Annotated in this window: 10 protein-coding genes; all 10 read left to right on the top strand. The window is 39.2% G+C overall.

Going from position 1 to position 15,345, the window contains the following annotated elements; all coding sequences use genetic code 11:
• Window positions 1-94: 94 nt before the first annotated feature.
• A complete protein-coding gene (locus CYTFE_RS0108020) occupies window positions 95-1,657 on the top strand; it encodes a RagB/SusD family nutrient uptake outer membrane protein (protein ID WP_027471386.1) in 1,563 nt (520 codons plus the stop codon).
• A gap of 72 nt (window positions 1,658-1,729) precedes the next feature.
• Window positions 1,730-3,220, top strand: a complete 1,491-nt coding sequence (locus CYTFE_RS0108015; RefSeq protein WP_027471385.1) for a PKD domain-containing protein — start codon at window positions 1,730-1,732, stop codon at window positions 3,218-3,220.
• 65 nt (window positions 3,221-3,285) lie between these two features.
• Window positions 3,286-4,386: a family 16 glycosylhydrolase gene (locus tag CYTFE_RS25610; RefSeq protein ID WP_161636285.1), complete on the top strand. Its 1,101-nt coding sequence runs from the start codon at window positions 3,286-3,288 to the stop codon at window positions 4,384-4,386.
• A gap of 112 nt (window positions 4,387-4,498) precedes the next feature.
• Window positions 4,499-6,322, top strand: coding sequence for a glycoside hydrolase family 2 protein (locus CYTFE_RS0108005; protein WP_027471383.1), 1,824 nt, complete (start codon window positions 4,499-4,501; stop codon window positions 6,320-6,322).
• Between the two features lie 93 nt (window positions 6,323-6,415).
• Window positions 6,416-7,207 carry a glycoside hydrolase family 16 protein gene (locus CYTFE_RS0108000; RefSeq protein WP_052343083.1) on the top strand — a complete coding sequence of 264 codons (792 nt, stop codon included), beginning with the start codon at window positions 6,416-6,418 and terminating at the stop codon, window positions 7,205-7,207.
• A gap of 135 nt (window positions 7,208-7,342) precedes the next feature.
• Window positions 7,343-9,616 (top strand): beta-glucosidase BglX, encoded by a 2,274-nt coding sequence (gene bglX / locus CYTFE_RS0107995; protein WP_027471381.1) that lies wholly within the window; start codon window positions 7,343-7,345, stop codon window positions 9,614-9,616.
• Window positions 9,617-10,165: 549 nt separating this feature from the next.
• Window positions 10,166-10,600, top strand: coding sequence for a DUF1801 domain-containing protein (locus tag CYTFE_RS0107990; protein ID WP_027471380.1), 435 nt, complete (start codon window positions 10,166-10,168; stop codon window positions 10,598-10,600).
• Between the two features lie 116 nt (window positions 10,601-10,716).
• Window positions 10,717-12,138 carry a sulfatase gene (locus tag CYTFE_RS0107985; protein WP_027471379.1) on the top strand — a complete coding sequence of 474 codons (1,422 nt, stop codon included), beginning with the start codon at window positions 10,717-10,719 and terminating at the stop codon, window positions 12,136-12,138.
• 261 nt (window positions 12,139-12,399) lie between these two features.
• Window positions 12,400-12,591, top strand: coding sequence for a DUF5320 domain-containing protein (locus CYTFE_RS0107980; protein WP_027471378.1), 192 nt, complete (start codon window positions 12,400-12,402; stop codon window positions 12,589-12,591).
• Between the two features lie 93 nt (window positions 12,592-12,684).
• Entirely contained in the window at window positions 12,685-14,373 is a 1,689-nt protein-coding gene (locus CYTFE_RS0107975; protein ID WP_027471377.1) for an FAD-dependent oxidoreductase, read from the top strand.
• Window positions 14,374-15,345 lie beyond the last annotated feature (972 nt).

The following is a 15,345-nucleotide window of genomic DNA, read 5'->3' as shown; positions in this document are numbered from 1 at the left end:
TATGAAACAAAGTTGGCCAGCGCAATTAATTGAACACGCAGGTGAATGATTGAAATTTGTACTGGCTAATGAAGTTTTACTAATTTTTAAGCAGATGAAAAGAATGATATATATGCTTTTCTTCGCTGTTGCTTTGATGGGATGTGAAGACTACCTTGAAAAGGAATCAGTGACGGGGCAAACAGATGAAAACTTTTATCAAACAGAAGATGATATGTATCGGGCATTGGTTGCTGTTTACGAACCATTGCAAAGGAATTGGGGAAGTGCTATTCAGCTGACGCTGGATATTGCTTCAGATGATTGTTATGGTGGAGGATCCAGTTCTACCGATGGGGTTGATTTGAAAAAAGTGAATAGAGGTAATACAACTGCATCAGAAGAAATGTGGAAATCAATTTGGGATGATCATTATGTCGGTATTTATCGGGCGAACTTGTTTCTTGAAAAATTAGATGGTGCTGATATTTCTGATGAACACAGAAAAGAGTATACTGGTGAGGTCTTGTTTTTGAGGGCTTATTATTATGCAAATTTGGTGCGAATGTTTGAAAATATTCCTTTGGTTACTCATGTATTAGAGCCAGATGAATATGTACAGACTCAGGCACCTGTTGATGATGTATATGCGCAAATTGCTTCAGATTTGATTTCAGCACAAGATAGTTTGGCAGGTGTTACTTATAGTGACGCAGAAAAAGGTAGGGTGACCGAGTGGGCTGCCCAAGCCTTGTTAGCCAGAATTTATTTGTTCTATGATGGCGTTTATGGAAGTGGTGATGGAACTTCAACCATGCCTGGTAATGTAACTGGTGCTAATGCATTGGCTTATCTAAACGATATTATTGACAATAGCGGAGCTGACCTCATTGATTTTGCCAGTCTTTGGGGACATTCAGAAGTGGATGATGCTTGGGTAGAAAATTCAGTGGAAGGTATATTTGAGATTCAGTTTTCGAACCAGGGAGAAAGCTGGCAATGGTCTAGTGTTTCCTATGATACCGGAAATAAAATGGTGGTGTTTGTTGGCCCCAGAGGTACGCCGGATGATTCTGAATATTATAGTTCATGGAGTTTTGCTACAGGAACACAACAGCTATATGATTCTTATGAAGATGGTGATATAAGAAGGAATTTAACCTTGATTGATGCCGACTTGGAGTTGGGCGAAGGTAATTATTCAATAGGTGATCAACATACGGGTTATTTTAACAAAAAATATGCTGGCTTAAAAAGTCAGGTGCCCGAAGTTGGTCAACCAGAATTGAATTTTCCCCAAAATTATATCTCCATACGTTTTGCGGATGTTTTATTAATGGCTGCAGAATTGGAAGCTAAGATAGGTACAAATGGCAATGCTGTGCAACATTACAATAGGGTAAGAGCTCGTGCCTTTGGAGATGCCTATTCTCCTGTGGGAGAGGTAAGTGTAGCGCAGATATTTGAGGAGAGAAAGCGGGAGTTTGCTTACGAAGGTATTCGTTACTGGGATTTGCTTAGACAAGGAATGGATGTGCTAACAGGAGCTATTGAGGCGACTAATCTTGGAGGCATTTATGATTCGGGGGTTAATACTGCAGCAAGAGGTTTCTGGCCTATTCCATCCAGTGAGATCGCATTATCTAATTATGCTTTGGTGCAAAACGATGGTTACTAACTTGATGTAAAAGTATGTAGATGGATGAGACGCTTTGTGTGAATCGACCATGTAAAATTTAAGTATAAACGCATGAAACGAGCCATAACATCACTGTTTAAGTACAGGGAAATGATGAAGACTGGCGACTTTCATGCAACAAATGAAAATATTAAACGCATGAAAAATTTAGTATATTTTATAGTGCTGTTGTTGGCGGTGACATCTTGTAGCCCTGATGAATATAGTGCACCAGCTAATTTGACAGCAGACCAGATTGACTGGGAAATAATACCAACGGAAACAATCAATGAATACCTGCTGGTTAATAATACGGCTGGAGTGACATCTAAGTGGGATCTTGGAAACGGGGTGACAATTATGAATGATACGGCCATTGCTCAATACACTTTTGCAGGTACTTACACGGTTAAGTTATTGGTGATTAATCAGGGAGGAACTGTTGAGCTGGAACAGGATATTGTTACTGATCAGGATAATATGGCATTCTTATCTGGTTATCCTTACGATCAGCTTGTAGGAGATGGCTCACAGGTATGGGCGGTCGATGCCTATTCTAAAGGGCATTTTGGTTTAGGACCAACCCTGGATAACCCTATTGAATGGTACGGTGCAAATGTAAATGATAAGGCCGAAAGAAATTTTTACGATGATAGATTTACTTTTTCTATCAATGAATCGGGTCTTGTGGTAAATCAGTTAACCAATGGTTATGTGTATGCCAATGCCAGTTGGGCTTCTGATTTAGGTACGCCCGAGGGTAACGAAGAGCCTGAAGGAAGTGATTATATCATGCCTTTTGATGGGGGTGATTATGTGTGTTCTTATTTGGACGGGGTTTTAACTGTTAATGGAGGAGGATTTCTTGGTTATTATGCTGGAGCTAACGAATACCAAATTGTGGAACTAAGCGATGATCTTTTGGAAGTGGCTTTTTGGGATAGTAAATCAAATTTTTACTGGTTCACAAGATTCAGACCTGTGGATCAATTAACACCAGAGCCTGAAGAAGAAATCAAGGATTTGTTAGCACTGGATATTATGGATGATTTTGAAGGCAATGGAAATATTGAGTGGTCTACTTCTGAAATAGACAGGTTTGATACCATAGAAAACTTTGCTCCTGTACCTGTTAATGAGTCTGAAAATATTGCTATTTATTCTAAGGGTGATGGTGAGTGGAGTAATGTGAAAGCTGTATTGAGTCATAAAATGGATTTGTCTGAACGAAATGTATTTACCATGAAGGTTTATATGCCTGGTTTTAATGATTATGAAACGGAATGCGATAATGGAGTATCTTCATGGATGTCTACCCATAATTTGATGCCACAAGTGGACGTGAAGTTGCAGAATAGTTCATTGGGAGGAGATGCATATACAACCCAAGAAGTGAGATCATTTACGGTTAGTGATGAAGATTTTGATCATTGGATTGAATTGACGTTTGATTTTAGTGATGTACCTGCTCGAACTGATTTTGATCAGATTGTGATCCAGTTTGGAAACGAAGGTCATTGTAATCATGGAATTTTCTATATGGACGATTTTATGCTTTTATAATTTTTTGTTGCCCTGGATGTGCTATGTCATGTCCAGGGCATTTTATTTGCTTTAAACTGATGGATATGTATTATTTTCTAAGGAGATTGGGTTACTTTAAAAAGCTTATTGTCTGTTTTCAAATTCTTTTATTTGTCTCCTGTTCAGGCAGTGATGATAATGAAAAGGATTATGTGGCTGATTTTGAGTTTGAAGTAAATGCCAATATTGTAAGCTTTACCAACGCCTCATCGGGAGATTATCTATATATAGAATGGGATTATGGAAATGGAGAAACTTCCGGAGCTCAGTCAAATAGGGATTACCAGGGGACGGCATACTATCCTTTAAAAGGAGATTATACGGTAACACTTACGGTATTTGGGCCATCCAATAAAAGTAGCGATGTTAAAACCGTCAGTAAAACCATCCAAATAATGGCCGATGATCCGGATTATAAGCCGGTTGAAGAAGGTTTGGTTTGGTCTGATGAGTTTGATCAGTCGGCTATCAATACTGAAAACTGGACTTTTGAAGTGGGTCATGGTGATTGGGGTTGGGGAAATAATGAGCTGCAATATTATACCGATGGTGATAATGCCAGGGTAGAGAACGGAAAGCTGATTATCACCGCCCAAAAGGTGGATGATAATACAACAACAGGTTCCTATACTTCAGCACGTATGGTAACCATGGGTAAGCAGGCGTTTACTTATGGTAAAGTTGAAATCCGTGCAAAACTTCCAGCAGGACGAGGTGTTTGGCCAGCAATATGGATGCTTGGGACGAATATAAATTCGGTTGGATGGCCGGCATGTGGCGAAATAGACATAATGGAATATGTGGGGTACACGCCCAACGTTGTACATTCAACGGTTCATACAACAGATGGATCTGGTAGCAATGGAAGTGGAAGCTCCATGGATTTAGAAACGGCAGAAGAAGATTTTCATATATACGGAATCAATTGGACAGAGGATGAGATTGTGTTTTATGTGGATTCTCTGGAAAATGTTGTGCATACCTATGCACCATCCATAAAAACTGCTAACAACTGGCCTTTTGATAAACCGCATTTTATCATTATTAATTTAGCTGTAGGTGGTACATGGGGTGGTGCTCAAGGAATAGATAATTCCATTTTTCCACAAACACTTGAAGTCGATTATGTGAGAGTTTATGAATAAACGTGCAAATATTACTATAAAATGAAACGAGCCAAGGGAATTAGATCATACTTATGAAGCAAATGATTCCCGGCGAGTTCCATATGACCATTAAGAAACAAATTATAAACATATGAAACAACTAGTTGCTTTAATATTATTATTGGTTAGTGTAAATGTTCTTGGAACAGATAATTTGTTGCAAAATACCTATTTGCGCAGTGGGTTTACTTTAAACGGTAAATGGAATTACATTGTGGATGTATATGAAACAGGTTATTATAATTATCGATGGGAACCCCATGATGGATCGACCAACCCAGGTGCAGGAGCCTTTTTCTTAAACGAGAAACCTAAGTCGAAGAAAGACCTAATTGAATATGATTTTGACAAAGCACCCACACTTTTGGTGCCAGGCGACTGGAATTCTCAAAAAGAAAAATTATTTTATTACGAAGGTACATTGTGGTATAAAAAATCATTTGATATTCCTGAATTTGATGAAGGTAAGCGATATTATATTCATTTTGGGGCTGTAAATTATAGAGCAGATGTATATGTAAATGGGAAAAAGTTAGGTATGCATAAAGGTGGTTTTACGCCCTTTAATTTTGAAATGACTGGCCTTGTTAAAGCAAAGGGTAATTTTGTGGTGGTGCGCGTAGACAATAAGAGAGCCGCTGATGAAGTGCCTACTTTAAATACCGACTGGTGGAATTATGGTGGAATTACGAGAGATGTAATGGTGTATGCGCTGAGTAAGACCTTTATTGAAGATTATAGTCTGCAGCTGGATAAGGAAAATAAGAAATTGTTAAATGGATATGTACAGCTGAATGGTGAAAGTAAAGCGAATACACGGGTCTCGTTAAATATACCCGAGCTTAAATTGAATAAAGAATATTTTACCGATGAGATGGGTAGGGTAAATTTTACTGTGCCGGTTAAAAAGTTGAGTTTATGGAGTGATTCAAACCCTAAACTTTATCAGGTGCGTTTTAGTGCCGGTGACGATGAAATCCAAGATAAAATAGGATTTCGACAAATAGCTACAAGAGGAGCTGATATTCTGTTGAATGATGAAGTTGTTTTTTTAAAAGGGATTTGTATTCATGAAGAAAATGCCATGCGTGGTGGACGCGCATATTCTATGGAAGATGCGAAAATGCTTTTGGGTTGGGCAAAGGAACTTGGTTGTAATTTTGTTCGTTTAGCCCATTATCCACATAATGAGAATATGGTACGCCTAGCGGATGAAATGGGTTTACTTGTCTGGTCCGAAAATCCAGTTTACTGGACTATACAATGGGAGAATCCTGAAACATATAAAAAAGCAGCGCAACAACTTAGTGAGTTAATTACCAGAGATAAGAACAGGGCATCGGTGATCATTTGGTCTATGGCCAACGAAACGCCACAATCGGATGCTCGTTTTACTTTTTTATCTAATCTAGCAGAAAAGGCACGTTCTCTTGATAATACGCGTTTAATCAGTGCGGCATTGGAGGTGCATAGTACCGTACCCGGAGGGAATACCATGGTTATCGGAGATAAGTTTGCTGATGTAGTGGATATACTGAGTTTTAATCAGTATTACGGATGGTATTGGGGAGATGTGGAAAATATAAAGAACATACGTTGGGAAATAGATATGGATAAGCCAGTTGTTATTTCTGAGTTTGGAGCAGGTGCATTGCAAGGGTATCATGCGGATAGCCTTACTGTTTGGAGCGAAGAGTTTCAAGATCTATTGTACAAAGAAACATTGCCTGTTTTATATAGAATTCCACAAATTAGTGGTATCGCTCCCTGGATATTGGCTGATTTTCGATCTCCCCGTAGAGTCTTGATTCCATATCAGGATGGATGGAACAGAAAAGGTTTGATCTCGGAAACCGGAAATCGAAAAAAAGCATTTTATACTTTACAAAAGTTTTATAGTGAAATAGAGGAATAAATCTCGTTTATGAGATATTCTTTCGTTAGGGTATATAAAATATATAAGAGTGTAAGGATTTGAGTTGAAGTTTATTAAGAGTAATGGGTAATAATGATACGACATATTTTAATATTGTTTAGTGTGGTTCTGCTATTTAGTAGTTGTAAGCAACAAAATAATTATAAGCTGGTTTGGAGTGACGAGTTTGATTATACGGGTTTACCTAATGAATTGAAATGGAACTATGATACGGTTGGTAATGCATGGGGGTGGGGTAACAATGAATTACAATACTATACTACGGGAAGAAAAGAAAATGCTTGGGTAGATAATGGAAAACTGCATATCACTGCTCGTAAAGAGAAAGGTTTTCCTAATGCGTATACTTCGGCCCGGCTAACAAGTAAGCACAAAGGCGATTGGTTATATGGTCGTTTTGAGGTGCGGGCAAAATTATGCCGTGGAATCGGTATTTGGCCGGCCATCTGGATGCTTCCAACCGAGAATAAATATGGTAATTGGCCACATAGTGGAGAGATTGATATGATGGAACATGTGGGCTATCATCCCGATACCGTTTATTTTACGGTGCATACAGGTGCATTTAATGGGATGCAACATACCCAAAAAGGAGGCACGGTTTACCTACCGAAAGCTGAAGATGCTTTTTATACCTATGCGTTGGAGTGGTCAGAAACAAAGTGTGACTTTTTTGTGGATGATAAAAAGGTATTTACGTTTAAGAAGGAATCCAATGATTCGGAGAAGTGGCCTTTTGATGATCCTTTTCATTTATTACTGAATGTTGCTGTAGGCGGTAACTGGGGAGGTATACATGGGGTGGATGATGCCATCTTTCCGCAAACCATGGAGGTGGATTATGTGCGGGTTTATCAAAAATAAATGTGGAGCGAATGATTGAACATGGATGGAAATGTAAATTTATCCTGTTTGATGTGTGATTGATTTTCAAATGCAGATATTGGTTTTATGGCAGTATCGAATATAAAATATAGTAACCGATTAAGTTCTCAAAATATGACAAAAAAAAGTGTATTGGGTTTCGCAATTTTAGCGATTTTTTTATTGCATGCTTGCTCCTTATCAGAGAAGCAGAGCGGAAAAATGAATGATTCTATCGATAAAAAGGTGGATGATCTGTTGGCAAAAATGACCATTGAAGAAAAAGTTGGACAAATGGTGCAATATAATGGTTTTTATGATGCAACAGGACCGGCTCCTACTGGAGGTAATGCTGAAAAAAAATATAAACATCTGAAAAGTGGACTCGTGGGCTCTTTTTTGAATGTAAAAGGGGTGGATCAGGTAAGGGCCTTACAGAAAGTAGCGGTGGAAGAAACCCGTTTGGGTATTCCTCTGATTTTTGGTTTGGATGTGATTCATGGACATAAAACATTAACACCTATTCCTCTGGGAGAATCGGCTAGTTGGGATTTGAAGGCGATTGAAAAGTCAGCTCGTATTGCAGCCATAGAGGCTTCTGCAAATGGCATTAACTGGACGTTTGCTCCTATGGTGGATATTTATAGGGATGCGCGTTGGGGACGTGTGATGGAAGGTGCCGGAGAGGATCCTTACTTGGGTGCTAAAATAGGTGTGGCTCGTATCAAAGGTTTTCAGGGAGATGATTTGTCTGCCAGTAATACGATTGCTGCTTGCGCTAAACATTTTGCAGCCTATGGTTTTGTGGAGGCAGGAAAAGATTATAATACCGTGGATATTGGTACTACAACCTTATATAACGTGGTATTCCCTCCTTTTAAAGCAGCGGTTGAAGCTGATGTGAAAACGGTGATGAATGCATTTAATATTGTAAATGAGGTACCTGCCACAGGTAATAAATTCTTACAAAGAGATATTTTAAAAGAAAAATGGGGCTTTAAAGGATTTGTGGTGTCTGATTGGGGTAGTGCCTTCGAAATGATTAGCCATGGATTTGCTGCCGACCTTAAAGAAGCCGCGATGCTTGCCGCTAACTCCGGATCCGATATGGATATGGAATCGAGTGCTTATGTTGATTATTTGGTGGAGCTTGTGAAAGAAGGAAAAGTAAAAGAAGCAGTCGTTGATGAGGCTGCAGGAAGAATTCTTCGCTTGAAGTATGAGTTGGGCTTATTCGAGGATCCTTATAAGTATTGTGATGCGTCGCGTGAAAAAGAACTATTGTATCACGATGATCATCAGGCGGCAGCGTTGGATATGGCACGTAAATCTATTGTATTGTTGAAGAATGAAGGTGCTATCTTACCTTTGTCTAAAAACCAGAAGAAAATAGCGGTAATAGGCGCCTTGGCCAATGATAAAACAAGTCCGTTGGGAAGTTGGCGTGTGGGATCTGATGATGGTACAGCTATCTCGGTGTTGGAAGGCTTAAATAAGTATACTTCTAATTACTCCTATGTCAAGGGTGCTGACGTGGTGACTGGTGATGTTAGTTTTGTCACAGAACTGAATATAAACAATACAGATAAAAGTGGATTTGCCGAAGCTATTCGCCTGGCCAAAAAATCGGAAGTGGTGTTAATGGTGTTAGGTGAGCATGGGTTTCATTCAGGAGAAGGCCGTAGTCGTGCTAATATAGACTTGCCGGGGGTTCAACAAGACTTGTTGGAAGCGGTATATGAAGTAAATAAAAATATAGTGTTGGTACTTACCAATGGACGTCCCTTGGCATTGCCCTGGGCAGCAGACCATATTCCTGCAATTGTTGAAGCTTGGCAGTTGGGTACGCAAGCAGGTAATGCTATTGCTGATGTGTTGTTTGGTGCTTATAATCCTTCTGGGAAATTGCCTATGAGTTTTCCTCGTAGCGTGGGACAATGTCCTATTTATTACAATAAATTTAACACTGGAAGGCCTTCTGGTAGTGAAAATAGTGTTTTTTGGTCACATTATACGGATGAGAAAAATAGCCCATTATTTCCTTTTGGCTATGGTTTAAGTTATTCGGAATTTACTTATAGTGACCTGGCTATTGATGATGCAGACCCGAAAGCAATGAAGGTGTCGGTAAAAGTAACCAACGTAAGTGATCGGGATGGGGAAGAAGTGGTGCAGTTGTACTTGCATGACGTGACTGCGGCGGTAGTTCGTCCCGTAAAAGAATTAAAAGGTTTTGAGAAAATAACACTGAAAGCGAAAGAATCTAAAACCGTAACTTTTCTTCTTACAGAAAATGAATTAGGATTTTATGATGGAGAAGGAAACTTTATGGTAGAACCTGGATGGTTTGACGTGATGGTGGGAACCAGCTCTCTGAATGGCCTGAAAGGAAGCTTTGAATTAAAATAAGTGAGCTAAGTGGTTCATATTAGCATTATAATAAAAGGCTGTTTCCATCTGTTGGAGACAGCCTTTTTTATATGTAATTTTTTTAGGACTGATAATTCCGTCCTGTACACAACCTTTCTCTTCAAAAACAAGCGCACAACCACCTCAAATGCAGCCTTAAACACGCGTGATGTATTAGACTTCACAATAGACCATCTAAGGCATTTTCTGGGTTCATTGCTTCTGGCTAAAGCCGGCTTTGAGGCTATTGGGGTGGCCTACCCTGTAGTCTATTAATGGATCTTTCGTATATAAATGGAAATTTTCTGTTTACTGAGAAATATAGAATAACATTTTTATAAAATATTGAAAAAAAAGGAAGCTTTGGATGAAATGAACAAAAACAAATCTTATTTTTGACTTTGTTGTTGTTAAAAATCAGTATTTTAATCATAATTTGCAATTGTTGTGCGAAACGAGCCAAGGGAAATGACTCTGGGGCGAGTGTTATCGGATCATTGAAAATTTAATTATTACATATAAACGATACGGGTGTAAAGCAAGTAATATATGGGTAAGCTAATCGTAAGAACGGATGCGAGCGTTGATGAAGTATTCGCAAATTATCCCGACTCTGTTCGGGATCAGATGCAATATTTGCGAACATTGGTTAAAGAAACGGCCGAGGAAATGGGAGATGTATTGGTTTTACAAGAGACATTGAAATGGGGGGAGCCTAGTTTTGTTACAAAAAATGGAAGTACTTTACGAATGGATTGGAAAGCAAAGTTACCAAAACAATATGCCATGTATTTTCAATGCTCAAGCAGATTGGTAGATACTTTTCGCTTGATTTTTGATCGTAAATTTCAATATGAGGGAAAGCGAGCCATTATTTTTCAGCTAAATCAGACTATTCCTGTGATGCAATTAAAAGAATGTATTAAAGCGTCTTTAAGGTATCACAATGTGAAAGACCAGATGACCTTAGGGATTTTTGAATAAGGAGGAAAGGTCAATAGTTAATCCATAGGGTGTTTGCCTGCTCGTAAAGAAATACATGCATGCCTGATTTTTTGTGTATGGTTCGTGTATGATAGAATCTCTATTAAATTTTAAGAATGAAAAAAAATATTTTTTTCGGGGTGCTGTTTGTATGTGCTCTATTATTTACGAAGTGTGCAGCACCTACCGACGAAGGAAAACCCAATGTTTTACTTATTTGCATTGATGACCTTCGTCCTGAATTGAACAGTTTTGGGGCTAGTTATATTTTTTCACCCAATATTGATCGACTCGCAGAAAATGGAGTTTCTTTTTTACAACATTTTGTGAATGCACCAAGTTGTGGACCATCGCGTTATACACTATTAACAGGTCAGTATGGACCAGCAAACAACAATGCACTTTTTTTGCGCGCAAGCAAAATAAAACAAGGAGTTCGTATTGATCCGAGCATGCCAGAATGGTTTAGAATGCATGGTTATACGACCGTTTCTGTAGGGAAAGTATCACATTATCCAGGAGGAAGAGGTGGCGATGATTGGAATGATAGTATGATCATTGAAATTCCTCAAGCATGGGATAAACACCTGATGCCCGTTGCAGAATGGAAGCACCCTCGTGGGATGATGCACGGGCTAGCAAACGGAGAAATAAGAAATAACCCTGGGGATATGGATGTTTTTCAATCGGTTGAGGGAGGTGATAACATATATCCGGATGGTGCAATAACTAACGAGGCTTTGAAACAATTAAAGGTACTTGCTGAAAATGAAGATAAACCTTTTTTTCTTGCTGTTGGGATTATTAAACCTCATTTACCTTTCGGCGCCCCGAAAGTTTATTGGGATATGTATGATGGTGTTCGGTTTCCTGAAATCAAATATCCACAGAAACCGGAAGGTAAGACCACTTGGCATAATTCTGCTGAATTTATGAATTATAACCGCTGGGGAAAAGACCCGAATAGTGATGCTGCCTTTGCTGACCGAGTCCGTCGTCATTATGCAGCCTGTGTTACTTATGCTGATGCGCAAGTAGGTGAAATTCTTGCGGAACTGAAACGGACTGGAGCATATAAAAATACCGTAGTTGTACTTTGGGGTGATCATGGTTGGCACTTGGGGGAACATGCCATTTGGGGAAAACATAGCCTGTTCGAGGAATCTTTGCTTTCTCCTATGATTATTCACTATCCTCGGATGAAATGTAAGGGAACCAAAACCAATGCCATCGTGGAATCATTGGATATCTTTCCTACCTTATGTGATTTGGTTGGGCTCGAAGTGCCTAAATTTGTACAAGGGGTATCGCTGAAGAAGATACTGGAAAAACCTGATGTGACAGGTCATCCTGCTATCGCTTATAAAAATAATGCTTGGACTTTAAGAACAACAACGCATCGGATAACCATTCATAAAGATGGTTTTGTCGAATTGTATGATCATATGTCAGCAGAGAAAGAAACTCAAAATGTAGCGAAGCAACATGCTGATTTAGTTGAAGAGTTAAAGAGTGTATTAAACGCTAAAATTCAGTAAAGGAGGGCGGGGACTCAAAACATTCAGGCCCTATTAAAAGAAGGTTGGTGTGTGCTATTTTACTTTGTTGAGAGTTGAATATAGTCTATCCTGTTTTATTATAGAACTTCGTACTAGATTTTCCAATGTATTTTTCGAATTAAAATAATGAAGAAGTAAAAAAAATATTTTTATAATGAGAATATTCTCACTATCTTTAGGGGAGCAAAGCAAATCAAATACTATTAAAATTAATTGTTAAACATTTTAAATTAATTAGTTATGCCACGATTTGACAAAACAGGACCAGAAGGTAAAGGTTCACAGACAGGTAGAGGAATGGGGAAATGTTCTTCATCCAATGACAGTAATGTAAGTACTTCGTCCGCTGATAATATGAGGGGAAGGGGACAAGGAAGAAGAAAAGGATTAGGTAGAGGTCTTGGTAAAGGTATGGGCAAAGGCAAGGCTTGATCTTTGAATATTGCTTGTTGTAGTGTGTGTAAACGCTTATAAAAGTAGTTGGGGAGGTGGTGGGAATGATTTAATGAATAAACAGATTATTTTATGCATAAAAAGATTATTGTTATTGGTGGGTCGGCAGCGGGTCCTAAAGCTGCTGCAAAAGCTCGCAGGGTGGATGAGTTCGCCGAGATAAGCTTATTTCAGAAAGGGGAAGATTTGTCCATGGCATCGTGTGGATATCCTTATTTTGTGGGCGGCTTTTTTGACGATAGAAATCAGTTGCTTTGTACTCCTACAGGGGTAGTTCGGGATCCAAATTTTTATTGGAATGCGAAAGGAATTGTGGCCAAGGTCAACACCGAAGTAACAAAAATAGATAGTGTACATAAGAGGGTGGAATTTGTTGATTTGAAAACAGGATCCCAAGGAGTCCAAGACTATGATAAGCTGATTATTGCAACAGGAGCAACAGCTAATATGCCTCCGGTTCCGGGAACAGAATTGGAAGGCATATGCACATTACAATCTATGCAGGATGCAGATTACCTTAGAAAGATAAAAGATGAAGGTAAAGTGAAAAAGGCGGTGGTGATTGGGGGAGGGTTGATTGGTATTGAAACGTTGGAGGCATTGCATCTTGCGGGTATTGAGCTTACCATGATTGAACTTTTACCTCAGTTGCTAACTTTTTTAGATTGGGAGATGGCCAAGTTGGTGGAGAATTATTTAAAGCAGAAGGCCAATGTTATCACCCAAAATGGTGTAGCGGAGTTCTTAGGTGAAAATGGAAAGTTAACGGGGGTGAAACTGCAAAATGGTATAGAGATTCCTTGTGAACAGGCGGTGGTAGCTATTGGTGTTAAACCCAATGTGAAATTAGCCAGGGAGGCAGGGATAAAAATAGGTGACTTGGGCGGTATTTGTGTAGATGAATTTATGCAAACATCCATAAAGGATATATATGCTGTTGGTGATTGCTGTGAGATAAAAAATATTATTACGGGTAAGAATGTGTTGGCTCCCTATGGTGATTTAGCTAATTTGGAAGGACGTGTGGCTGGAGAGAATGCTATGATTGGTAACAAGATTTCTTTTCCGGGAACGATTCAAACGGGTATTTGTAAATTATTTGACTATGGTATTGGTATCACCGGACTATCTGAAGCCAAGGCTCAGGAGGCCGGGTTCAATTATGTGAAGGTTATGAATGCCAGTTCGGATAAACCGGGTTTTATGGGGGGCGAATTATTGGTAACAAAATTATTGGCAGATAAGGAGACTGGTAAGATTCTGGGCGCACAATGTTTGGGACCTGGTGATGTAAGTAAGCAATTGGCCATTTGGGCAACGGCTATAAAAGGTCAGCTTAGGATTGAGGATATGGTGAATGCGGACTTGCCTTATGCCCCTCCTTTTTCTTTGGCCATAGATCACAGTATTGCTACTGCTCATATCATGCAAAATAAAATAAAAGGTGTTTTTAATGGTATCTCTGCTATGGTATTAAACAAAAAGCTAGCGGCTGGTGACCCGATGTTTATCTTGGATGTGCGTGGTGGTGATGAATATGAACAAACCCGTCTGGGTATTGGAGAGACATTGATTCCCTTGGGTGTTTTACGGAAGCGTTTAAGTGAACTACCCAATGATAAAAACAAAGAAATAATAACCTATTGTAAAATTTCATTGCGGGGCTACGAGGCGGCTGTTATTTTACAAGCGCATGGATATAAAAATGTGAAAGTGTTAGAAGGAGGAATAGCGGCTTGGCCATTTGCCAAAGAAAAATAGCCAAAGGGATGATTGTGTTTTTTGAGCAAAATTGTATTTCTCATTTAATGAATATCTTCCATTAGTATAAGAAACTATCGGCAAAAGACCGCAGGGTAGGCCAGAACAATAGCCCCGTGGCCAGCGCTGGCGAGAAAGCTTCTAGGGCGCACTTGAGGTGGTAGTGCGGTTGGCCTTGTGGGTAAGGTTTTGTGTGCCGGAAGGAATTGGAGCTTGATGTAGGGGAGGTAGTGATCTATTGTTCTAGACTTTTTTGGTCCTTTTTGTGGCAATGACAAAAAGGACATATGTGTTCTTGCATAAGCAACAAAAATATCACAAGAAGAAAGTTATCCTCTCCATATAGATATAAGGTTTTCAATTTTAAATATGCATTCAAGTAAAGCCTGGAAATTTACAATTTATCCATAATCATAATACGAAATTCTCAGACAATGAGTAATTCCCATTAAAAAACATCTATCAGGGTAAAGACCGTAGGGCAGGCCAGAACAATAGCCGTGGCCAGTGCTGGCGAGAAAGCTTCAAGGGCGCACTTGAGTTGATAGTGCGGTTGGCCTTGTGGGTATGGTTTTGTGTGCCGGAAGGAATTGGAGCTTGATGTAGGGGAGGTAGTGATCTATTGTTCTAGACTTTTTTGGTCCTTTTTGTGGCAATGACAAAAAGGACATATGTGTTCTTGCATAAGCAACAAAAATATCACAAGAAGAAAGTTATCCTCTCCATATAGATATAAGGTTTTCAATTTTAAATATGCATTCAAGTAAAGCCTGGAAATTTACAATCTATCCATAATCATAATGCGTAATTCTCAGACAATGAGTAATTCCCATTAAAAAACATCTATCAGGGTAAAGACCGTAGGGCAGGCCAGAACAATAGCCGTGGCCAGTGCTGGCGAGAAAGCTTCAAGGGCGCACTTGAGTTGATAGTGCGGTTGGCCTTGTGGGTATGGTTTTGTGTGCCGGAAGG

This window comes from Saccharicrinis fermentans DSM 9555 = JCM 21142 (assembly GCF_000517085.1).
Taxonomy (GTDB): domain Bacteria; phylum Bacteroidota; class Bacteroidia; order Bacteroidales; family Marinilabiliaceae; genus Saccharicrinis; species Saccharicrinis fermentans.
The sequence above is the reverse complement of the archived record's forward strand: the minus strand, read 5'-3'. Positions and strand labels throughout refer to the sequence as shown.